This is a genomic window from Streptococcus infantis SPAR10, assembly GCF_000279535.1.
Classification (GTDB): Bacteria; Bacillota; Bacilli; order Lactobacillales; family Streptococcaceae; genus Streptococcus; species Streptococcus infantis_I.
In genome coordinates this window covers 373,545-397,187 of the sequence record NZ_ALCH01000004.1, presented here as the reverse complement: position 1 = coordinate 397,187, position 23,643 = coordinate 373,545, and the positions used below count along the sequence as shown (strand labels likewise).

The 23,643-nt window shown below is 39.1% G+C and carries 21 protein-coding genes; 4 read left to right on the top strand and 17 right to left on the bottom strand.

The annotated features are described in order from the left end of the window. Positions 1-26 precede the first annotated feature (26 nt). The 4 genes from SPAR10_RS07180 to SPAR10_RS07165 all read left to right on the top strand — a co-directional run bounded on the left by SPAR10_RS07180 (position 27) and on the right by SPAR10_RS07165 (position 4,753). Positions 27-1,343 (top strand): FAD-containing oxidoreductase, encoded by a 1,317-nt coding sequence (locus tag SPAR10_RS07180; RefSeq protein ID WP_004252428.1) that lies wholly within the window; start codon positions 27-29, stop codon positions 1,341-1,343. Positions 1,344-1,429: 86 nt separating this feature from the next. Further along, positions 1,430-2,773, top strand: coding sequence for a lipid II isoglutaminyl synthase subunit MurT (murT, locus tag SPAR10_RS07175; protein WP_004252424.1), 1,344 nt, complete (start codon positions 1,430-1,432; stop codon positions 2,771-2,773). Beyond that, positions 2,773-3,555 carry a lipid II isoglutaminyl synthase subunit GatD gene (gatD, locus tag SPAR10_RS07170; RefSeq protein ID WP_004252422.1) on the top strand — a complete coding sequence of 261 codons (783 nt, stop codon included), beginning with the start codon at positions 2,773-2,775 and terminating at the stop codon, positions 3,553-3,555. The genes murT and gatD overlap by 1 nt, the downstream gene beginning before the upstream one ends. Before the next feature lie 115 nt (positions 3,556-3,670). Next, entirely contained in the window at positions 3,671-4,753 is a 1,083-nt protein-coding gene (locus SPAR10_RS07165; RefSeq protein WP_004252420.1) for a M24 family metallopeptidase, read from the top strand. Between the two features lie 46 nt (positions 4,754-4,799). On the opposite strand, the gene SPAR10_RS07160 is transcribed toward SPAR10_RS07165, so the two are convergent. From SPAR10_RS07160 to SPAR10_RS07080, 17 genes are all read right to left on the bottom strand, one after another. Continuing rightward, positions 4,800-5,342: a GNAT family N-acetyltransferase gene (locus SPAR10_RS07160; RefSeq protein ID WP_025170553.1), complete on the bottom strand. Its 543-nt coding sequence runs from the start codon at positions 5,340-5,342 to the stop codon at positions 4,800-4,802. A 57-nt stretch (positions 5,343-5,399) separates the two neighbouring features. Next, positions 5,400-6,224: an ammonia-dependent NAD(+) synthetase gene (gene nadE, locus SPAR10_RS07155; protein ID WP_004252415.1), complete on the bottom strand. Its 825-nt coding sequence runs from the start codon at positions 6,222-6,224 to the stop codon at positions 5,400-5,402. Then, complete coding sequence (locus tag SPAR10_RS07150; protein ID WP_004252413.1) at positions 6,221-7,681, bottom strand: nicotinate phosphoribosyltransferase; 1,461 nt, start codon at positions 7,679-7,681, stop codon at positions 6,221-6,223. Before SPAR10_RS07150 ends, nadE begins: the two co-directional genes overlap by 4 nt. Before the next feature lie 107 nt (positions 7,682-7,788). Further along, positions 7,789-8,277: a DUF6773 family protein gene (locus SPAR10_RS07145; RefSeq protein WP_004252411.1), complete on the bottom strand. Its 489-nt coding sequence runs from the start codon at positions 8,275-8,277 to the stop codon at positions 7,789-7,791. Next, a complete protein-coding gene (locus SPAR10_RS07140) occupies positions 8,267-8,476 on the bottom strand; it encodes a helix-turn-helix transcriptional regulator (protein WP_001107501.1) in 210 nt (69 codons plus the stop codon). The genes SPAR10_RS07145 and SPAR10_RS07140 overlap by 11 nt, the downstream gene beginning before the upstream one ends. A 150-nt stretch (positions 8,477-8,626) precedes the next feature. Next, positions 8,627-9,037, bottom strand: coding sequence for a GNAT family N-acetyltransferase (locus tag SPAR10_RS07135; protein ID WP_004252408.1), 411 nt, complete (start codon positions 9,035-9,037; stop codon positions 8,627-8,629). Between the two features lie 98 nt (positions 9,038-9,135). Beyond that, the gene (locus tag SPAR10_RS07130) at positions 9,136-10,509 is read right to left on the bottom strand and encodes an amino acid permease (RefSeq protein ID WP_004252407.1); all 1,374 of its coding nucleotides are present in this window, start codon (positions 10,507-10,509) and stop codon (positions 9,136-9,138) included. Positions 10,510-10,590: 81 nt separating this feature from the next. After that, complete coding sequence (gene greA, locus SPAR10_RS07125) at positions 10,591-11,073, bottom strand: transcription elongation factor GreA (protein ID WP_004252406.1); 483 nt, start codon at positions 11,071-11,073, stop codon at positions 10,591-10,593. A 76-nt stretch (positions 11,074-11,149) separates the two neighbouring features. Next, a complete protein-coding gene (gene mltG / locus SPAR10_RS07120; protein WP_004252405.1) occupies positions 11,150-12,817 on the bottom strand; it encodes an endolytic transglycosylase MltG in 1,668 nt (555 codons plus the stop codon). A gap of 82 nt (positions 12,818-12,899) precedes the next feature. Further along, positions 12,900-13,394: a GNAT family N-acetyltransferase gene (locus SPAR10_RS07115; protein ID WP_004252404.1), complete on the bottom strand. Its 495-nt coding sequence runs from the start codon at positions 13,392-13,394 to the stop codon at positions 12,900-12,902. After that, positions 13,391-13,906, bottom strand: coding sequence for a GNAT family N-acetyltransferase (locus SPAR10_RS07110; RefSeq protein WP_004252403.1), 516 nt, complete (start codon positions 13,904-13,906; stop codon positions 13,391-13,393). Before SPAR10_RS07110 ends, SPAR10_RS07115 begins: the two co-directional genes overlap by 4 nt. Before the next feature lie 8 nt (positions 13,907-13,914). Then, complete coding sequence (gene murC, locus SPAR10_RS07105; RefSeq protein ID WP_004252402.1) at positions 13,915-15,249, bottom strand: UDP-N-acetylmuramate--L-alanine ligase; 1,335 nt, start codon at positions 15,247-15,249, stop codon at positions 13,915-13,917. Positions 15,250-15,260: 11 nt separating this feature from the next. After that, positions 15,261-15,854 (bottom strand): hypothetical protein, encoded by a 594-nt coding sequence (locus tag SPAR10_RS07100; RefSeq protein ID WP_004252400.1) that lies wholly within the window; start codon positions 15,852-15,854, stop codon positions 15,261-15,263. A gap of 46 nt (positions 15,855-15,900) precedes the next feature. After that, positions 15,901-18,999, bottom strand: a complete 3,099-nt coding sequence (locus SPAR10_RS07095) for a DEAD/DEAH box helicase (protein ID WP_004252398.1) — start codon at positions 18,997-18,999, stop codon at positions 15,901-15,903. A 91-nt stretch (positions 19,000-19,090) separates the two neighbouring features. Beyond that, the gene (locus SPAR10_RS07090) at positions 19,091-20,257 is read right to left on the bottom strand and encodes a MalY/PatB family protein (RefSeq protein WP_004252396.1); all 1,167 of its coding nucleotides are present in this window, start codon (positions 20,255-20,257) and stop codon (positions 19,091-19,093) included. Positions 20,258-20,261: 4 nt separating this feature from the next. Further along, positions 20,262-21,356 carry a cystathionine gamma-synthase gene (locus SPAR10_RS07085; protein WP_004252395.1) on the bottom strand — a complete coding sequence of 365 codons (1,095 nt, stop codon included), beginning with the start codon at positions 21,354-21,356 and terminating at the stop codon, positions 20,262-20,264. A 141-nt stretch (positions 21,357-21,497) separates the two neighbouring features. Beyond that, entirely contained in the window at positions 21,498-23,456 is a 1,959-nt protein-coding gene (locus SPAR10_RS07080; protein WP_004252393.1) for a peptide ABC transporter substrate-binding protein, read from the bottom strand. Between the last annotated feature and the right edge of the window lie 187 nt (positions 23,457-23,643).

Below are 23,643 nucleotides of genomic sequence, written 5' to 3'. Positions count from 1 at the left end.
ATGAAATCAAACAGGAGGATTTAAAAATGTTAACATACGATTTAATTGTCATTGGATTTGGTAAGGCAGGTAAGACGCTTGCTGGGAAACTAGCTTCAGCTGGTAAAAAAGTTGCCCTTATCGAGCGCAACAAGGCTATGTACGGTGGAACTTGTATCAACATCGGTTGTATTCCAACTAAAACCTTGTTAGTTGCCGCAGAAAAGGACTTGTCATTTGACGAGGTTATGGCAACAAAAAATACAATTACGAGCCGCCTCAATGGTAAAAACTATGCTACGATTGCTGGTACTGGAGTTGATATCATTGATGCTGAAGCCCACTTTGTGTCTAATAAAGTCATCGAAATTCAAGTTGGTGATGAAAAACAAGAACTAACTGCTGAAACAATCGTCATCAACACTGGTGCTGTTTCAAACGTTTTGCCTATTCCAGGACTATCTACTAGCAAGAATGTCTTTGATTCAACTGGTATCCAAAACTTGGAACAATTACCAGAAAAACTCGGAATCCTTGGTGGTGGAAATATCGGTCTTGAGTTTGCTGGTCTCTACAATAAACTTGGAAGCAAGGTAACAGTCCTAGATGCTCTAGATACTTTCCTACCTCGCGCAGAACCTTCTATTGCTGCTCTTGCTAAACAATACATGGAAGAAGACGGCATTGAACTGCTTCAAAATATCCATACTACTGAAATCAAAAACGATGGTGATCAAGTTCTTGTCGTGACAGAGAATGAAACCTACCGTTTTGACACCCTTCTCTACGCAACTGGACGTAAACCAAATGTAGAGCCACTTCATCTTGAAAATACGGATATTCAACTAACTGAACGTGGTGCTATCAAGGTGGACAAACATTGTCAAACAAACGTTCCTGGTGTCTTTGCCGTTGGAGATGTCAACGGTGGACTTCAATTTACCTACATTTCACTAGATGACTTCCGTGTTGTCTTCAGCTACCTTGCTGGTGATGGCAGTTACACACTTGAAGACCGTCTCAATGTTCCAAACACCATGTTCATCACACCAGCACTTTCACAAGTTGGTTTGACTGAAAGCCAAGCAGCTGATTTGAAACTTCCATACGCTGTTAAAGAAATCCCTGTTGCTACTATGCCTCGTGGTCATGTAAATGGTGATCTTCGTGGAGCCTTCAAAGCTGTTGTCAATACTGAAACAAAAGAAATTCTTGGCGCAACAATCTTTTCTGAAGGTTCTCAAGAAATCATCAATATCATCACTGTCGCTATGGACAACAAGATTCCGTATACTTACTTCACAAAACAAATCTTCACTCACCCAACCTTGGCTGAGAACTTGAATGACTTGTTTGCGATTTAATAATAAAAAGCAGCCCTCCTTGGGCTGTTTTTCTTTTTCTAAAATCTCAAATCTGTCTTTTCTGGCTTTTATGATATAATAGAAACATGAAATTAAAAACTACTCTGGGCCTTCTGGCTGGGCGTTCTTCTCACTTTATTTTGAGTCGTCTTGGACGTGGAAGTACGCTCCCTGGAAAACTTGCCCTTCAATTTGATAAAGATATTTTACAACATTTAGCGAAGAACTATGAGATTGTTGTGGTAACTGGTACCAATGGAAAAACCTTGACAACCGCTCTCACTGTCGGTATCCTTAAGGAAATTTATGGTCAAGTTTTAACTAATCCAAGTGGTGCCAACATGATCACAGGGATTACAACTACCTTCTTGACAGCCAAATCTTCAAAAACTGGAAAAAATATTGCAGTCCTTGAAATCGACGAAGCTAGTCTCTCACGTATCTGTGACTACATCCAGCCTAGTCTTTTCGTTATCACCAATATTTTCCGAGATCAAATGGATCGCTACGGTGAGATTTATACGACCTACAACATGATTTTGGACGCTATTCGAAAAGTTCCTACTGCTACTGTTCTGCTGAACGGTGATAGTCCGCTTTTCTACAAGCCTGCAATTCCAAATCCTGTTCAGTATTTTGGCTTTGATACGGAAAAAGGTCCAGCAAAGCTTGCTCACTACAATACTGAAGGTATTCTCTGTCCAGACTGTCAAAGTATTTTGAAATATGAGCTCAACACTTATGCCAATTTGGGAGCTTATATTTGTGAAAACTGTGGATGCAAACGTCCTGACTTGGACTACCGTCTGACAGAATTGGTTGAGTTGACCAACAATCGTTCTCGTTTTGTTATCGATGGTCAGGAATACGGTATCCAAATCGGTGGACTCTACAACATCTATAATGCTCTAGCTGCGGTAGCCATTACCCGTTTCCTCGGTGCAGATTCTCAACTGATTAAGCAAGGATTTGATAAGAGTCGAGCTGTTTTTGGACGACAAGAAACCTTCCAAATCGGTGACAAGGAATGCACACTGGTTCTCATCAAGAATCCTGTTGGTGCTACCCAAGCTATTGAAATGATAAAACTAGCTCCTTATCCATTTAGCCTTTCTGTTCTTCTCAATGCCAACTATGCTGACGGAATAGATACCAGCTGGATTTGGGATGCTGATTTTGAACAAGTTACTGACATGGATATTCCAGAAATCAACGCTGGTGGCGTTCGTCATTCTGAAATTGCTCGTCGTCTTCGAGTGACTGGCTACCCAGCTGATAAAATCACTGAAACAAGTAGCCTAGAGCAAGTTCTCAAGACTATCGAGAACCAAGACTGCAAGCATGCTTATATCCTTGCGACTTATACGGCCATGCTGGAATTCCGAGAACTACTAGCCAATCGTCAACTTGTTAGAAAGGAGATGAACTAATGGTTTATACTTCACTTTCCTCAAAAAACGGTAACTATCCTTACCAGTTAAATATTGCCCACCTCTATGGCAATCTCATGAATACCTACGGGGATAATGGGAATATCCTCATGCTCAAGTATGTGGCTGAAAAGCTGGGTGCTCACGTAACAGTTGACATCGTTTCTCTCCACGATGATTTCGATGAAAATCATTACGATATCGCCTTTTTCGGTGGTGGCCAAGACTTTGAACAAAGTATCATTGCTGGTGATTTGCCTGCTAAAAAAGTAAGCATCGATAACTTTATCCAAAATGATGGAGTCGTCCTAGCCATCTGTGGCGGTTTCCAATTACTGGGTCAATACTATATCGAAGCTTCAGGAAGACGCATCGAAGGCTTGGGTGTTATGGGACACTATACACTCAACCAAACCAACAACCGCTTCATCGGTGACATTAAAATTCATAACGAAGAGTTTGATGAAACCTACTATGGTTTTGAAAACCACCAAGGCCGTACCTTCCTCTCAGATGACCAAAAACCATTAGGACATGTTGTATACGGAAACGGAAATAATGAAGAGAAAATCGGTGAAGGCGTTCACTATAAAAATGTCTTTGGTTCTTATTTCCACGGACCTATTTTATCCCGTAATGCAAACTTAGCCTATCGCTTGGTCACTACTGCCCTCAAGAAAAAGTATGGTCAGGACATCGTCCTTCCAGCTTATAAAGATATTCTGAGCCAAGAAGTCGCTGAAGAATACAGCGATGTGAAAAGCAAGGCAGATTTTACCTAAACTTCCTATTCCAGCATGCCATCGGCTGTTGGAATTTTTTTAAGCTCTTTTCCCCTTCTCTCTTGCATTTTCTACTATTTTTTGCAAAAATAGAGGGGTAGAAAGAAGGTAACATATGTCTAAATTACAACAAATTGTAACATATCTCGAATCTGAAAAGTTAGACGTCGCAGTCGTATCTGACCCCGTCACTATCAATTACCTCACTGGTTTTTACAGTGATCCACACGAACGCCAAATGTTCCTCTTTGTCTTTGCTGACCAGGAACCTCTTCTCTTTGTTCCAGCTCTTGAAGTTGAGCGCGCAACTAGCACTGTCTCTTTCCCAGTTGTTGGTTATGTAGACTCTGAAAATCCTTGGAAAAAAATTCAAAACGCCTTGCCACAATTTGATTTCAAACGTGTCGCAGTTGAGTTTGATAACCTCATCTTGACTAAATACCATGGTTTAAAATCTGTCTTTGAAACTGCTGAATTTGAAAACTTAACTCCATTGATCCAACGTATGCGATTGATTAAGTCAGCTGACGAAGTGCAAAAGATGATGGTAGCAGGTGTTTACGCCGATAAGTCTGTCAAAGTTGGTTTTGACAATATCTCTCTTAACAATACTGAAACAGATATCATTGCGCAGATTGATTTTGCTATGAAACGTGAAGGCTATGAAATGAGTTTTGATACTATGGTTTTGACAGGTGATAACGCTGCAAATCCTCATGGTATTCCTGGAGCCAATAAGGTTGAAAACAATGCCCTTCTCCTCTTTGACCTCGGTGTAATGGTCAATGGTTATGCATCAGATATGACTCGTACAGTCGCTGTCGGTAAACCTGACCAATTCAAGAAAGATATTTATAACTTGACTCTTGAGGCTCAACAAGCTGCCCTTTACTTTATCAAACCTGGTGTGACAGCTCATGAAGTAGACCGTGCTGCCCGTGAAGTGATCGAAAAAGCTGGCTATGGTGAGTACTTCAATCACCGTCTCGGTCATGGTATCGGTATGGATGTCCACGAATTCCCATCTATCATGGAAGGAAACGACATGGTTATCGAAGAAGGCATGTGCTTCTCTGTTGAACCTGGTATCTATATCCCTGGTAAAGTCGGTGTTCGTATCGAGGACTGCGGTGTTGTGACCAAAGACGGCTTCGACCTCTTTACAAGTACCAGCAAAGACTTGCTTTATTTTGATTAAAAAGTATATTACAAAAAATAAGATGGAAAAGTTATTCTTTTCCATCTTATTTTTTGATTTGATAATAAATTTTATCGGCTATATAACCTTTTCGTTCAACTGCATTTGGAATCGTCTTCCAAAAAGTCATACCCGCCTTTTCCATCACACGACCAGAGGCGGGATTTAAACTTGCATAGCAAGCATCAACCTCTTCAAATCCAATCTCATCTAGACAGTATGATAAAACAGCCTTCAAGGCTTCTGTCATGAGTCCTCGTCCCCAGTAGTCCATCCCTAAGATATATCCGACTTCACAGCTAGAGTTTTCTTCATCCACACTGACCAGACTAATATCTCCAATGACATATTCTGGATTTTCTTTGAGACTAATGGCCCATTTGTAGTAATTTGGATTGTCATAGGATGCTACCCAAGTTCTTATTGAGTTCTTTGTAAAATCAACATTTGGATGAGGATCCCAAGTAACATAGGTTAGATTATTTAGACTAGAAGCCCAATTTTCAAACATGGCTTGAGCATCAGTTTCACAAAAGCGTCGCAATAGCAACCGTTCAGTATGTAATGTCTTTGTACCTATGGATTTCATAATTCAACCTCGCTTTTTTATTTTCAGGCTCGGGCTAAAAAAGTCCCCCGGACCTTTTTACTCCCAAAACGTATCAAACACGGTGATTGGTAGGTGGCGTTTGTGTTGGCCTTTATACCACCATTTTTCAATGGTTGCTTGGGCTTCTGGGCTTACTTGTTTACCTTCGAGGTAATCATCAATTTCATTGTAAGTGACTCCCAAGGCTACTTCGTCTGCAATACCTGGTTTTTCTTCTTCCAAATCTGCTGTAGGAACTTTTTCATAGAGGGCTGGATCAGCTCCAAGTTCCTTCAAAAGCTGTTTTCCTTGGCGTTTATTGAGGCGATAGAGTGGGAGAATATCTGCACCACCGTCACCAAACTTGGTAAAGAAACCTGTGATATTTTCCGCTGCATGGTCTGTCCCGATAACAGCTCCGCTATGAGCACCTGCAAGGGCATATTGGGCAATCATACGACTACGAGCCTTGATATTTCCTTTGTTAAAATCTGAAACCGGACTTCCTGTTGCTTCAACTGCTGCTGTCATAGCATCAGCAGATTCCTTGATATTCACTACCAGGCTCACATCTGGCTGGATAAAAGCTAGAGCTTTTTGAGCATCTGCTTCATCAGCTTGCACTCCATAAGGCAAACGAACTGCGATAAATTTATAACTATCATCGCCTGTTTCTGCTCGCATTTCTTCCATAGCTAGTTGAGCCAAGCGTCCTGCTAAGGTCGAGTCTTGACCTCCAGAGATTCCTAACACAAACGTTTTTAAGAAGGGATGCTTCTTTAAATATCGTTTTAAAAAGTCAATCGAACGACGAATTTCTTCCTTGGCGTCAATCACTGGTTTTACACCTAGTTGCTGGATAATGGTTTCTTGCAAACTCATTCTTCTTCTCCTTCGCCTAGAGCTTCCTTACGCATCTTATCAATCAAGTCCATCTTGTCTTGCCATACATCACGAGCCAAGTCCACAGGATAATGTTGTGGGTTAAGAACACGTTTGTATTCGTCCCAGAGCTTGTCAAATTCCTTACGAGCATAGGCTTGAATTTCAGGCAAACTTGGTAAGTCATAAACCAGCTTACCTTCCTTGAAAATGTCTATCAAGAGAGGAACAGCATCAAAATTACGAACAGTTTTCTTGATGTAAGTATAGGTTGGATGGAACATCTTAATTTCAGTCATGCTAGCAACATCGACACCGTCATAGGTAATGTAGTCACCTTCTGACTTGCCTTTTTCACGACTAGTGATGCGCCAAACTTGTTTCTTACCAGGCGTTGAAACCTTCTCTGCATTGTTTGAAAGTTTAATGGTATTGCGCATATGACCCTTCTCATCTTCGATGGCAACAACCTTATATACTGCCCCAAGTGCTGGTTGGTCATAGGCTGTGATGAGCTTAGTTCCTACACCCCAAACATCAATCTTAGCTTTTTGCATTTTGAGGTTGAGGATAGTATTTTCATCAAGATCATTGGATGCATAAATCTTAGCATCAGTAAATCCAGCCTCATCCAGTTGTTGACGAACTTTTTTAGAAATATAGGCGATATCTCCAGAGTCAATACGAACACCAAGGAAATTAATCTTATCACCAAGTTCACGCGCAACCTGAATCGCTGCTGGAACACCGATCCGAAGAGTATCATAGGTATCCACTAGGAATACACAGTTTTTGTGCGTTGAGGCATAAGCCTTGAAAGCCTGATAGTCATTTCCATAAACTTGAACTAAAGCATGTGCATGAGTACCTAAAACCGGAATTCCAAAGAGCTTACCAGCACGCACATTACTAGTTCCATTGGCTCCACCAATAACAGCGGCACGAGTTCCCCAGATAGCTGCATCCATTTCTTGCGCACGACGTGTACCGAACTCCATCAAAGGCTCATCTTCAATGACCGAACGAATACGAGCCGCCTTAGTCGCAATCAAGGTTTGAAAGTTGACGATGTTCAAGAGAGCTGTTTCAACCAATTGACACTGAGCCAAAGGACCTTCCACTTGAACAATCGGTTCATTGGCAAATACCAAATCCCCTTCTTGAGCAGAACGTACAGTCAATTCCAACTTGAGATTACGGAGATATTTCAAGAAGGCGCCATGATAACCAAGTGATTCCAAATAAGCAATATCGCTCTCAGAAAAGCGCAAATTTTCAAGGTATTTCACAATTCGTTCCAAACCTGCAAATACAGCATAACCGTTTTTAAAAGGTTGTTGGCGGAAATAAACTTCAAAAACCGCTTTCTTGTTATGAATTCCTTGGTCGAAGTAAACCTGCATCATGTTAATCTGATACAAATCTGTGTGCAAAGTTAAACTATCATCTGGGTACATATACTGTCCTTCTTCCCTATTTGTAAAAAGATGAAAATGTTTCTTCTTTTCTCATAAATTAGTACTATTATAACACATTTTCTCGATATTGATAAAAAGCTAACAAGCTATTCCATGCTCTCGAGCTTATCCATATCTTTTTCATACTTCTTCTGAGCCCATTCACCATAACTTTTCAAACCTAAGTTTCCAATAAAGACCCAAGGGAGATAAAAGACATAGGTAAATACCCAAGCAAAAATGTATTTAAGATGTAGAGGGTTGTGCTGATAAATTTCGATATTGAACTGGTAGTTCTGTAGCATCAAGGTAGCTGTAATCACTAGAGTTAATAATAGGCAACCTAAAATTGTAAAATGAAAACGACTATAGTAGGTCACACCGAGATTGCGAGCACGGGTGAAAAAGTAAAAAGTCCCTATGATAATAATAACGAGAAGCATACTTGGATTAAAAAGGCTTGGTGCTGACACTGCTATGAAATAAGCTAGAAACAACAATCCGATAGAGATATGAAAACTCTCTGCACTAGCTTTATTCATCAGTTGTTCTTCTCTTTCGTCTAATAATTGATAATAATAAAATTTATTTTTCATCTTCTTCCTCCCAAAATAATTGGTCTAAAGTTTTGCCTAAGCATCTGCAAATGGACTGGCAGAGGGAGAGACTAGGATTATATTTCCCAGCTTCTATCAAGCCGATAGTCTGTCTAGTCACACCTACAGCTTCTGCCAAGTCACCTTGTGTCATATCAAGCTCTACTCGAGCAAGTTTTAATTTTAAATTCTTAGCCACTTCTTACCTCCTTTTAGATTTTAAAAAGTTGCGCTTCTTTCCAAGTCCATTATATCATATAATTTACATTATGTAATATATATCTGTCATTTTGTGTGATTTTTTTTACAAAAAAACTCTCTACCACTTACATGATAGAGAGTTCTCTGTTTACAAATCTTTTTGATAATAGTGCCTTTGTCCAGTGTAGGGATAGTCTTTTAAGGTAAAGACTTCCTTGTAGCCCTGCTTTTGATAAAAGACTGGCGCTTGAAACTGATAGGTATTCACAAAAGCAAAGCGACAGTTTCTCTTTTTAGCTTCACTTTCTGCTTGGTGCAATAGTTGGGATCCGATTCCTTGTCCTCGTATGTCCTCCTTCACAAACAAATACTCAATTTCTAACCAATTCCCGAAAGTCTCTGCTACTAATCCAGCCATGATCTCACCATGTTCATCTTCAATATACAGATTAAGTGGCTCGCTTTCAGCAACTTCTCTTTTGGAACGATTATAGGAGCGAATCAAGTCTCCTATTATTTGCGATTTCTGAGACTCTGTATTTTCCAATCTTAGCTGCATCCAAACCTCCTCGAAGATACTTATAGCTTGATTATAGTCTTATTACCAAGAGCTGTCAAACTAGAAAACTCATCAACCTGAGTTGATGAGCTTATAACTTATTTTCTAAATTTCCATTGGCTATAAATACCAAAAGCAACAATCCAGATAGCTGAACCTTTTGCTCCCATTACAGTTGATTCTTGTAAAAATAGAGTTCCGAATACAAAGATGAAGAAGAGCATAGTCAGAGGATTTAGCAAGCGATATTGAGGCATGAGATAGCCATCTGCCATAAAGTCTTTTGACTTGCGATACTTAAGATGGGCCACCATGATTAAGATGTAGATGGCGATATAAACACCTGATGAAGAAGCCGTAATCAAAGCAAAGGCATCTGATACGCTAGGAAGTACATTGATAAAGGCTGCAAAACCAATCAATACCGCAGAAGCAATGATAGCATTCTGAGGAACGTTGTGGCGTGAAAGTGTATCTGCCTTAATAGCTTTCAAGAAACGATTTGGTGAATCATGGGCAATTTGGTACAAGTGACGACCTGTTGAGTAAAGGGTTGAATTCAAGGCTGACGCAGCGGAAGTCAAAACAACAAAGTTAATCAAGGCTGCTGCCCACTTAAGGCCAACAAGTTCAAATACCGTTACAAATGGTGAATCTGTCGCAGAAAGCTCACGCCAAGGAATAATAGACATGATTGCAAGCAAAGCTCCACCGTAGAAGAAGATAATTCGCAAGGGAATTTCCTTAACTGCCTTGGGCAAGACTTTTCGAGGATCTTTGGTTTCAGATGTAGTAACACCAATAAACTCAATCATCAAGTAAGCAAAGAAAACCATTTGAAAGGCCATGACAAAGTTCATTCCCCCATTTGGGAAAAGGGAGAATTGCTCACTGATATTGACAAGGCTTGCTGATCCATAAGGAGTTTCAAATCCGGTCAAGACCATAAAAATACCCGTCGCAATCATGGCAAGGATGGCCACAATTTTAATCATGGCAAACCAAAATTCCACTTCACCAAATATTTTAACTGCAATCAGATTGACCAATCCTAAAATTGTTAAAAAGACAACCTGAATCAACCAAGATGGCCAAGACGGAAACCAAAACTGAACATAGTGAGCGATTGCTGTAATCTCAGCCATACCAATAAAGACTACTGATAACCAATAAGACCAAACCGAGAAATATCCCCAGCCCTTTCCAAGATAGCGTGTAATAAAATTGATAAAGGTGTGTTGCTCTGGGTCCTGGTACAACATTTCTCCAATAGCACGCATCATGAGATACATAAAGCCACCCGTAATCATATATACCAAGACAATCGAAGGTCCAGTTAAACTGATAGACCGACCAGCTCCCAAAAATAGTCCAGTCCCGATTGTTCCCGCAATGGCCATAACCTGAACGTGGCGGTTTGTTAATCCACGCTCCATTTTACTTTTCTTTTTATGTTTATTTTCTGAATTCATCTAGTCTCCTCAAGTTTTTAAAATGAAGAAAAGGAGCGATGGAAGCGTTTTCCCTATATCTACTCCTTCTTCTCTATCCTATTAAACTGTTTTTTCAACTTTTAAAATCTTAACATCATAGCTTCCAGCAGGTGTTTCGATTGTAGCAATATCACCTGTTTTCTTACCAATCAAGGCTTGACCAATTGGGCTTTCATTTGATACTTTACCTGCAAAAGCATCTGCACCAGCTGAACCAACGATAATGTATACTTCCTCTTCGTCTTCTCCAACTTCTTGGATGGTTACAGTTTTTCCAATGGCAACTTCATCTTGAGCGACTGCATCGCTATTAACGATTTCTGCATAACGGATTTTTGTTTCCAAGCTTGATATTTGTCCTTCAACAAAGGCTTGTTCATCCTTAGCTGCTTCATACTCACTATTTTCTGACAAATCACCGTATGAACGAGCAATCTTGATACGTTCTACGACTTCTGGACGACGTACTAATTTTAATTCTTCTAATTCTTTTTCGAGTTTTTCCTTTTCTTCCAATGTCATTGGATAAGTTTTTTCTACCATTTTTCTCAACTTTCTTTTGATTGTTTCAATAAAATTTACTTTCTTAAAGCAAAATTATGTGGAAAACCACATAATTTTAGTTTGTGCTATTTGATTTGTTTAATTTACCATTAATATGTTCTTGAACATTTTTGTCATGATCTTCCAATGTTGTGGCATAGTAAACCTTACCATCTTGAACATTGGCTACAAAGTAGAGATAGTCACTCTTTGTCTGATTGATACTTGATTCGATAGCATCCAAGCTAGGGCTATCAACTGGCCCAGGCATTAAGCCAAGGTTTGTATAAACATTATATGGGGAATTGATTGTTGTATCAATACCTGCATCATCAGCAAGACTGATATTTTGACCAAGTTTACCTTCTGCGTAAAGGATGGCAATATTACTTTGAAGTGGCATACCCTGGTTCAAACGATTATAGAATACACCAGCAATCAACTTACGATCCTCTGTTTTTGCTCCTTCTTTCTCAACAAGAGAGGCAATTGTTAAGAGTTCATTCACTGTTAAGTTCTTTTCTTTGATTGTAGCATAGTGACTAGATAGGTTTTTATCCATTGCAGCTAGCATTTCATCAATTAAACTTTCAACAGTTGTACTTTCTTTGATTGTAAAAGTCGCAGGGAAAAGATAACCTTCTAAACGGTAACGAACACCACTATCTTTGGCTGGCAAGCTTGCAAGCAGGTTTGGATATTTGGCAACCTCTTGAGCAATAAAGGTCTCATCTTGAACTTTAGCCAAAAATGCTTCCGCTGTCAAAGGTTCCTTAAAGTTGCCTTGAAGTTGCCCAATAGTTTGAGCAATTTGCTCTAAAGTATATCCCTCTGGAATAGTCAAGCTTGCAAGTGTAACCTCTTGAGGTTCAGGTGTACCACCCTTTTGCAACTCTTTAATGATATCTTCAACGCTCATACTCTTTTGAAGATTATAATAACCAGATTTTAATTCATTATAGTTTTTATACTTGACATAAAGTGTAAAGATCAAACCATTTTTAATGACACCAGATTTTTCCAACGTTGAACCAATTTCTTGAGCATTAGATCCATCTGGAATCTGAACAGTCATATATTGTTTAGAACTTGGATCCACTGGTTGCAAGGCTGATTCAGCATAGCGAAGTCCAAAGAAACCACCAGCACCAAGTAGGATCAGCAATACCAATACTGTGACTAAAAATCCTTTCAAGTGGGATTTTTTCTTTTTCTTAGCTGGTTTCGCAGACTCTCTCCGACTTCTTCTAGGAAGGTCTGCTTCTTCAGTAGCTTCTTGACTTGTCAATTCTTCCTTGTGTGACGCAAGGTTTACTGTTTCTTTTTCTGGAACAGTATCGAATGCACGATAAGAAACTGAAACTCTAGTTGGAATTGAATTATTTTCTTCTTTTTCCGGAATTGATTGAGATGACTCAACTACTTCCTCTTGTACTGCTTCTGGAATTTCTTCTTGTACTTCCTCTGCAGCTTCTTCTGGAACTTCTTCTACAAGAACAGGACGCTCAGGAACAGTTGGGGCATTATCAATCAATTGATCAACAGCTGCAACTGATTTTGCAATCAACTCCTCTTCCGAAATACTTGGTTCCTTTTTTTCTGAAGTTGCTTCAGAAGATTTTGCTAAAGTTGAAAAAAGATCATCCGTTTGTTCAACTTCATTTGCCTCTTTTTTTAGTCGTTCTAAATCTCGCAAAATTTGCTCTTTAAAACTCAACTTTTCTTCATTTGAATTTTCGCTCAAAGGTATTTACCTCCTTGTTGATAATCCTTAATATTATATCTTAAAAACTAAAGAAAAGCAACCTTAGAAGCCTTTCTACTCACTAATTCTTGTTTTCCCAGACCATATCATACCATTCTTCTCCTGCAAATTGGGACTTAGACTTTCCTTCATTGACAAAACCATGCTTCTCATAGTATTCAATAAGGTAGTCATGACAGGTCAGATTGATCCCCTCTCGTTCGTGCTTAAGAGCCACTTCTTTCAATTCGGTCAGGAGTTTTTTCCCTAGTCCTAGAGATTGAGCTTTTTTTGCTATCGAAAGACAAGTCACAGATATATAACCACCTTCCTTATGACTGTGGTCTTTTATTTCTTCAGTGAAAGACTGGTCTTGTAAATAACGATGAGGGACTACTGGTCCTTCGATATAACCAAGTATCTCCCCCTCTTTTTCAGCCACTAGAAAGCTCGTTTTTATTTCCTTTAAATGTGCTTCAAAGACAGATCGAGGTATGGCTTCTTCAATTGAAAAATTCTCTAATTCAATCTCTAAAATACGGTCTAAATCACTCAGTCTAGCTTGTCGAATAATCATAGTTCCTCCTGATAAAAGGGATTCATCCAACACATGAGAAAATCAACTTTATTTCCGACTCCCAGATCTACTATTCCTTGCTCTATAAATTCATTCATCTCAAAATAAGATAGCAATTCATCTTTACAGACCAGATAAATAGCTGGACTATTTTGTTGAAGAGCAACTTGTTTCATGGCTGCGAGCAACAAGGTTCCAAATCCTTGCCCTTGATAATTCGGATGAACAGATAAAGCATCAATCACAAGATTTTCATTACTAATAGCTTCTCCATCTGCCATCTCTACTATCCATCTACTTACTGAGGAAGTAGCAAAATCTGTCGCTAAAATATAAGCAATCACCTGATCATCTATACTAGCTAAGAGAAACGTATCCGCAAAATTACGGATACGTTCTTCTATTATTTCTCTATTAACTATTTCTTGGAAGTTTTGAGTACTCTCCTGTATCAAGCAAACCTGCTCGATATCAGATTGCTGAACTTCCCTTATTTTAATTGGAAATTCCATCTTGTTCCTTACTGAACATTACTTGTCAAATTAGACAAGAGACGTTCGAATGAGTATTCATATGATTGAATATCACCTGCTCCCATAAAGACGTATACAGCATTGTCATGGTCTAAGAGTGGAGACACATTTTCGACAGTGATAACTTGATGTTTTTTATCAATCTTAGCTGCTAAATCCTCAACCTTAACATCACCATGGTCAACTTCACGAGCAGATCCATAGATTTGTGCTAAGTAAACTGCATCAGCCTGATTCAAGGCTTGTGCAAAATCATCCAACAAAGCAATTGTACGAGTAAAGGTATGCGGTTGGAAAATAGCGACGATTTCCTTGCTTGGATATTTTTGACGTGCAGCATCTAGAGTTGCAATGATTTCAGTTGGATGATGCGCAAAATCATCGATAATAACAGTATCATTGACAATCTTTTCGGTAAAGCGACGTTTAACGCCTCCAAAAGTATTCAAGTGTTCACGCACTAAATTCAAGTCAAATCCAGCTGTATAAAGTAAACCAATTACTGCTGTTGCATTCATGATGTTGTGGCGACCGAAAGTTGGAATGTGGAATTGACCCAACTCTTGACCACGGAAGTGAACTGTAAAGGTTGAACCAGTTGTAGAACGAAGCAAATCGCTAGCTACAAAGTCATTGTTGTCTGCTTCAAAACCGTAATAATAGATTGGGGCATTTGCCGTAATCTTACGCAACTCAGCATCTTCACCGTAGACAAACAAACCTTTGGTGATTTGTTTCGCATAATCATTGAAGGCGTTGAAGACATCCTCTAAGCTTGTGAAATAGTCAGGATGGTCAAAGTCGATATTAGTAATAATAGAGTATTCTGGGTGATATGGCATGAAATGACGTTCGTACTCGTCTGATTCGAAGACAAAATACTTGGCATTTTCAGAACCACGACCTGTACCATCTCCAATTAGATAGCTTGTATCAGTGATGTGTGACAAAACATGAGAAAGCATACCTGTTGTTGAAGTCTTACCGTGTGCTCCAGCAACTCCCATGCTGATAAAGTCACGCATAAAGCTACCAAGAAACTCATGATAACGTTTATAGCTTAGCCCATTCTTGTCTGCATAGGCAATTTCAACGTTGTTGTCTGGACGAAAGGCATTCCCAGCGATGATTTCTAAATCCCCTTGAAGATTCTTCTCATCAAAAGGCAAAATTTTGATACCTGCTTGCTCTAAGCCTCTTTGTGTAAAGTAGTATTTCTCTACATCAGAACCTTGGACCTTATGCCCCATTTGGTGCAACATCAAAGCCAAGGCACTCATCCCTGATCCTTTAATTCCGATAAAATGATAGGTTTTTGCCATCTTTTTCCCCTTTACTCTGTCATATTTGTCAAGTTCAACTCTTGAGCAATTTTACGTTCTTTTTCTGATTGATTTTCTTTTTTGTTATAAATTTGGCTTTTCTTTAAAAAATCATAATTATTTTTCTTTGGTCCAAGATGCTCTTCTTTGGTTGTCTGTTGCATCTGTGGAGCCATTTCAGCCAAAATATAATGGTTCTGAGTTAGTTTGTCACTAAATTTTGCTAGCTCCCCAGGATTTTCCTTTTGGAAAGGAGCTGTTGGCTGATTTGCCTGTCTTACTACATTATTTGAAGGTTTATAACGTTTTGTAAAACTAACATCTTGAGTCAAATATTTTGCTGAACGTTTCCGTTTTAGATCGGCTCTTGCTTCTTCACGAGCAAGTTCAGCATAGGATTTTTCCTTCTTTTCAGGTAGCTTATCTGATGCTTGAACCAGTGGCTTTTTTTCGGTAGTAATTGGTGACCATTCCAAGTAGTTTTTTTCCTGGTAATCTCCCTTGATATTACTAATGAGATCCGACTCATCATATAAATCCATAAATGGCATCTCTGTCAGCATAATCTCATCATCTGACACTATTGGAAATCGTACTTGTTTCATTTTTATTCCCTTTCAATACTCCATTATAACGTAAAGTCTTGATTTTTCAAGTCTTGGCTTCAGAAATTCCTAATATTTCTTGAATTTCAGTAAGTGTGAGACTTCCACGAGACTCTGTTCCATCCAATACTTCTGAGACCAGATTCTTTTTCTCTTCCTGCAACTCTTGAATCTTCTCCTCGATTGTGCCTCTAGTTACTAGACGATAAACCTCAACAGCTTGGTCTTGTCCCATACGGTGGGCCCGGCCAATAGCCTGTGATTCAACTGCCGGATTCCACCATAAATCTACCAGAATAACTGTATCCGCACCAGTAAGGTTGAGACCAACTCCACCAGCTTTTAGAGAAATCAAAAATACATCGCGCTCACCTTGGTTAAAAGCCTTGGTCATTTCTTGACGCTCCTGTGATGGTGTAGAGCCAGTAATCTTAAAGGAAGTTAAGCCAAGCTGAGGCAACTCCTTTTCGATGCGATCAAGCATTCCCCTAAATTGAGAGAAGATGAGTACACGATGATTTCCCTCAGCAATTTGACCTAACAGATCTCGTAAACTATCAAGCTTCCCGCTATCTCCCTTATAATCTTCCATAAATAGAGCTGGAGTATCACAAATCTGGCGAAGACGCATGAGTCCTGTTAAAATTTCAACTCGATTTCGTTGAAATTCTGCATCGGTCACTTGTCCCAAGCGCTCTTGCATCTGTTGAAGTTGAGCTAGATAGATAGCTTTTTGCTGGTCCTCCAGTTCATTTTTATAAACGACTTCTATCAGATCAGGTAACTCTGTAAGAACATCCTCTTTTTTTCGACGCATGACAAATGGTTTGATAAACTGTGCCACTCTCTCAGCAGGCAATTTCATAAAGTCTTTTTTTGCTGGCAAAAGTCCTGGCAATACAATCTGAAAGATAGACCATAATTCCCCTAGATTATTTTCAATTGGTGTTCCGGAAAGAGCAAAAACTGATGGAACCACAAACTTTCTCAAAATCTTAGCAATTTTGGTTTGGGCATTTTTCATCACTTGGGCTTCATCTAGAAATAGAAAATCAAAAGATAAATTTCGATAGATTTCACTATCCTGACGGAAAGTGGCATAACTGGTCACATAGACCTGATGTTTTTCTGCTAAAATAGTCTCACGATAAGGTTTCAATCCATGTACGACAGCCACATCCAAATTCGGTGCAAATTTTTTAAATTCATCAGCCCAATTATAGATGAGACCAGATGGAGCAAGAATCAAGACACGGCTATTCTCCTGAAGTTGGCTACTTAAAAAGGCGATGGCTTGTAAGGTTTTTCCAAGTCCCATATCATCAGCTAAAATCCCACCAAATCCATAATGGTCCAACATCTGAAGCCATTGAATCCCTTTTTTCTGATAATCCCTGAGTTGGGCTCGAATATCTAGGGACTTCATCGGAAAATCCTCAGGATGCGTTAAATGATGCGACAAATGACGAAATTCATCAGTAAAAGTAACTTGATCCTGATCCTTAAACAGATGAGATAAGGTATACGCTAAAGACTTGCGAGCGTGAAAAGAGTCACTCTCTATCTCTTCAATTCCCAAATCCTCTAGATCCTGACGAATACGTTTTGTCTGTTCATCAAAATAATAAACCTGGCTAGAGGAAGAAATATAATAGTCCTGCTTGGCAACGAGAGCTTTCATTGCTCGATTGATTTCTTCTTGATCAATATCCTGAAAGTCAAATTGAATTTCTAGAAGACTTCCCTTGGACGAGATATGGACTTGAGGTTTCTGAACTCGATAAAGCTCCTGCAAACTCTCAGAAATCTTTAATTCTCCAAGCACCGCAAAGGCTGGTAAAATTTCCTGAAAGAAAGTATGGACTGCATCAGCTTTCAAACTCTGACGCCATGAACGAAAATCTGCTTCAAATCCAGCTGATAGAGCCAGCTGAAAAATCTTTTTTTCTAATTGAATGTCACTCGCAAAAGGGAGGTTCTCTAGTTCATTGCGATTGGTTACTAGGCAAGTTTCATATTGAAATTGCATATCTAATCGAATAGAACCGTCCTCTTCTCGTTCCATGTAGAAAGACGGGCGGAAGGATTGAATGTGAAGCGAATCAGGAGCCTCTACTTTTCCGAGTTCTTTAAACTGGAACAGAGTCGAAGCTAAGAGATCTCGATCACTACTATCAAACTGTAAAATCTTTCTACCACTATGATCTAAAGGAACTTTTCTAAGCGCATCTAATAAACTAGCCTGTTTTTTTGTCAATAGGTAAAAATTGCCTTTAGAGAATAAAACTTGTCCCCCATAAAAGACATTGACCCCTGTCCGTTCAAGGATTTCCATCTCATAATAGTTGGATTTATCTTCAATTCTAAATGAAAACAAACCTGCTTGGCCATCAAAGTCTTGGAAGAGAAGATGGTGATATGTCGAAAGCTGATGGTCAAATTGAAAGGCATCTAATCCCATCAGTAGACTAGCCCCCTGCTCAAAAAAGGTTTTAGGGAAATAGAGGTGTCGTCCTTGATTTGGAAAAAAAATAGTGTAGTCAATCTTCTCTTCAACCAAACCTAATAAGAAATTCAAGACTTCTTGGCTGGCTTTATCAAAATACTCAAGTCTTAATGAGGTCTCGTAATGTTTCCCTATCATATAGGGTTTGGAAAACTCTATGACTTTTAAGAAAAGAGGGATATCCCTAATCACATAAAACTTGTCTTGCTTAGAAAGACCAATCCTTAAAGTCCAGATAAGGCGATTGGTCCCTGCTTCCACCTGTCCTTGAGCAGAAAGCTGATAGAGGTCAAACTGACTAGGTGCTTGGATAGACTCCAAGAATTTTCCTCCGAAAGTTACTTGTGTCTCAACAGTCTCTTTCTCTTCCTGATTAGCCTCTAGATTGAGTAAGATTTCTTGCCCTAGTTGGTCATTTTTTAGATAATATTCCAATGCCGCCAAATGAACACAGTAGCCTCTTTTTTTGAAAAATGCACAGGTACAAAAAACCAAATCGTCATCTAAACTATAGCGGATTTCTTCATCCGCTACACGCGCATAGATGCGATGGTCCTGTTCTTTAATGATTTCAATCTGACCAGTTTCGTAGAGTTCTACTCCCTCCATTCGAAGCTTTCCTGGAATCAATTTAGCCATAGTGTCCCCTTTACTTTATCTCTTAATTATACCATATTTCTGCCTATGAAAATAGCCTTCTAGGAAGACTTTTCTCCTAAAAGGCTAGTTTTTAAAGATTTGAAAAAGTAGAAATGATTCGTTGGCAAACTTCTTCTAGGACAGATGTCGGCATGGCTACATTGAGACGAGCGTGAAGGGCTCCTTCCTCACCAAAGTCCAGGCCTCTGTTCAGGATAACCTTGGCTTCGTCTCTTAAAAGCTTTCTTAGCTCCTCATCGCTAATATCATAGGCTGAAAAATCAAGCCAAATGAGATAGGTACCTTGAGGTTTCATGACTTTAATTTTAGTCTCTTTTCCAAACAATTTGACTACATAATCAATGTGTTTCTCAATCAGTTCTTTGAGTTCTGTCAACCAATCTTCACCATATCGATAGGCAGTTTCTGTTGCCAAATATCCCAAACCTGAGATTTCATGTTGATTATTAGCCAGCTGGCGTTTTTGGAAAGCAAGTCTCAACTTAGGATTTTCGATAATAGCGTAAGAATTTTTCGTCCCAGCAATGTTGAAGGTCTTAGTTGCACTACTTAAAATCAGTGAAAATTCTTTAAAATCTTCATTTACAGTGTTGAATGACTGGTGCTTGTTTCCAAACAAGGCTAAATCTTGGTGAATCTCATCAGATACTAGCAAGACTCCATGTTTTTGACACAGCTGTCCAATCTTCTCTAAGACTTCCTTTTCCCAAACGCGTCCACCAGGATTATGAGGATTACAAAGGACGTAGAGTTTCACATCTTCTTCGACAAAGTCTTTCTCCAATCGATCAAAGTCAATCTCAAAAAGCCCGTCTTTTTCTACTAGAGAGTTGGTGATTAGTCTACGATTATTGAGCTTAATGCTTCGAGCAAAAGGAGGATAAACCGGTGTGTTAATCAGAACCGCTTCACCTTCTTTGGTAAAGGCTTGAATAGCTGTTGAAATAGCTGGCACTACCCCTTCGATAAAGACTAGAGCATCCTTTTCAAAGCGATAACTATGGTGTTTTTCCTCCCATTTTTGAACGGCTTCAATCAATCCATCACTAGCATAGGTATAGCCATAGACTAATTGCTCAGCATAGTCATGGACAGTCTGACGAATCTCAGGTAAGACTTCAAAGTCCATATCAGCAATCCAGGCCGGCAATACTTGACGGTCAGTCTCTGCTTCTTTCCATTTGTAGGTATGATGTCCAAAACGATTGGGCAAAGTCGTAAAATCATATTTCCCCATAGTCTTATCCTTCCAAGGCTTGACGCAAATCTTCAATCAAGTCTCTAGCATCCTCAATACCAATAGACAAGCGTAAAAGGTCATCGGTCAAACCATAAGAATGACGAACCTCTGCAGGAATGTCTGCATGGGTTTGAGTGGTTGGGTAGGTAATCAGACTTTCAACACCACCCAGACTTTCAGCAAAAGAGAATACTTTCAAAGTGTTTAAGATATGAGGGATACGCTTCTCATCTGCCACTTTAAAGGAAATCATCCCCCCGCGACCTGTATACAAGACTTCTTTGACTGCAGGTGATTGTTCCAAAAAGGCTACGATTTCTTGAGCATTTGCTGTTGAGCGCTCCATACGAAGTGACAATGTTTTAAGACCACGAATCAATTGATAACTATCAAATGGTGACAAAACAGCCCCTGTCGTGTTGAGATTGTAAAAGAGTTTTTCGTACAAATCAGCATTATCTGTCACAACTACACCAGCTAGAACATCATTATGGCCTGCAAGGTATTTTGTCGCTGAATGAAGGACAATATCTGCTCCATCTTCAATTGGACGTTGGTAAATCGGGCTATAGAAGGTATTATCGACGACAACTTTAGCACCCTTAGCATGAGCTAACTTTGATAATTTTTCAATATCAAATTCCAACATCAAAGGGTTGGTTGGTGTTTCGATATAAAGTACATCCACATCCTTTTCTAGCTCGGCAATTAGCTCTTCTTCTGTGTTGGCATAGGTAAAGTGGAATCGTCCTTCCTGCTCCACTTGATTGAACCAGCGGAAAGAGCCACCGTAAAGGTCACGGACAGCCAAAACCTTGCTTCCTACTGGAAAAACGCTAAAGGCTAACACAATTGCAGACATACCTGAACTAGTCGCCAAAGCATACTTGGCTGATTCAATAGCTGCCAAAACTTCCTCTGCCTTGCTACGAGTTGGGTTTTTGGTGCGGGTATAGTCAAATCCAGTTGATTGACCAAATTCTGGGTGCTGATAAGTCGTTGAAAAGTGAATAGGTGTAACCAAAGCACCTGTTGCCTTATCAGACTTGATACCTGCTTGGGCTAAAATTGTGTTGATATGAAATGATTTGCTCATACTTTACCTCCAAATCTATAGTAACTATTGTACCACTTATTTTGGATCCTTCGTTTTCTTGTTTTCAAGAGCTAGTTATAGTTTCAAACTATATAAAAACGATAACCTCATTAAAGGTTACCGTTTTTAAATTTAGAGTCATTACTTAACGTGTTTAGCAAAATCTTCTTGGGCTTTTTTATTAGATTCTTCTTTTTCTTTCAGCCATTTTTGTCTAGCTTCTTCATACTCAGCTGTTGTGACAATCTTATCTTGCAATTTCACGTATTTGTAGGATTCAACACCCTTATTACCAGCTTGAGAGAAGGCGGCAGAGAATGGAACTGTTTTTCTCAATGTAGGTGTTCCACCTTTAGAAACGTTTGGAATTGCTAGAGAGCTATCCACCAACCAAGCTTGTGCTTCAGCGTATTTATCATAACGTTTGTTCAAATCTTGTTCAGCATTGGCTTCTTCCAACATCTTAGTATAGACATCCAAACCAACAGCTGTTGCTTTAGAATTGGTTGCTCCTGGTTCCAAACCGAGGTTTTGTAGTGAGCCACCACTTGTTAAGCTAAGAGTATCGAGGTAAGTTGATGGGTCTTGGTAGTCTGGTCCCCAACCACCGTTATAAAGGTCATAGTCTTTTTGTGCAGCTGTATTCGCTAGATAACCAATACTATCCATTTCCTCAGTAGTCAGCATTTGAATATCGATAACGACATTATCTGCACCTAGAACAGATTCAATAGACTGTTTGAAAGAACTTGCCTCTAACACCCCCTTCTTAAAGGTTTGGTCAACCGGTAAATCCAGGTGAATTGGGAATTGAACACCTTTGGCTTCCAATTCTTTCTTGGCTTGAGCAAAGACTTCTTTGGCCTTATCGGCATTGTAGTAAGCATCTTGGGCATCAGCGAAGTTCATATTTTGCCATACTTGACCGTAATTGACCATCTTAGAAGCTATGACATCACCAAAATCTTTACCATCAAGAGTAACGAATGATGGTGGAACGAGCAAGTTTCTGATAATCTTAGTTGCTCCATCTTCCCCTTGAGATTGGGCACCATAAGCAGTACGGTCATAGGCAAAGTTGATAGCCTGACGGAATGATTTATTCAAAACTGCTTCTTGTTGGGCTGTCTTTTCAGCATCAGTTGTTTTTGAAGTATGGTTATAAGATTGTCTATCTAGGTTAAAGTTATAATAGTAGGATGTCGCATCTTGCATACTGTAAATAATATTATCTTTATTCTTTTCCTTAATTCCTTCAAAGCTCGAACTATTTGGATAGAGACGTGCGTAGCTGTAAACTCCTTCCATGAAGTTACGTGCCAAGGCATCTTGGTCGCTTCCATCGTAGTAAGTCAACTTCACTTCATCTACGAATACATTTTTTGCATCCCAGTAATTTGGATTTTTCTTGTATTCCATGACAGATTTAGATGTGAATGATTTGAGAATAAATGGACCATTATACAAGATATTTGCTGGATCCACTTTACCGAAATCATCCCCTTTTGAGTTCAAGAAGTCTGCATTTACTGGGAACAGAATAGTCGCAGTTGTTTTTGAGTTCCAGTAAGTTTCTGGTTGTTTCAAAGTATACTGCACTGTTTGATCATCAATAGCCTTAACTCCAACTGTTGAAAAGTCTGTTGTTTTTCCGTTGATATAATCATCTAAACCAGCAACAGAATCTTGAACTAGATAGAGAGCTTCAGATTTTTTATCCGCAGCATACTTCAATCCTGTCACAAAATCTTGTGCTGTAACTGGGGCGTACTCTTCACCATCTGCTGTATACCATTTGGCGTCCTTACGAAGTTTGTAAGTATAAGTCAAACCATCTTGGGATACAGTCCAATCTTCTGCCAATGAAGGAATATAATTTCCATACTGGTCATTTTCCATCAAACCATCTACCAAGTTTGTCACAACATCACCTGTTGTTGCACGATTCTCTAAGAGATAGTTTAGACTAGATGGATCGCTACTGTATACATAATTATATGTTTTAGTAGAACTAGCTGAGTTGCTACAAGCCGCCAATAGCAGACCTGCACTTAGGACAACGCTTGCTAGCGTCAGATATTTTGCCTTAGACTTTTTCATAAACAGAACCTCCAAATTTAAATATTTGTATCATTATACAGCTATTGTTTTTTTAGTCAAGTGATTATGTTCTAAAATTTATATTTTTCTACATTTTTTATATTTTTTTGTATTTTTTCAAGAAAAAAAGAACAATTTAGACTTTTTTACGTAAAAAGTTCAAATTGTTCGTTTTATTTATAAACTA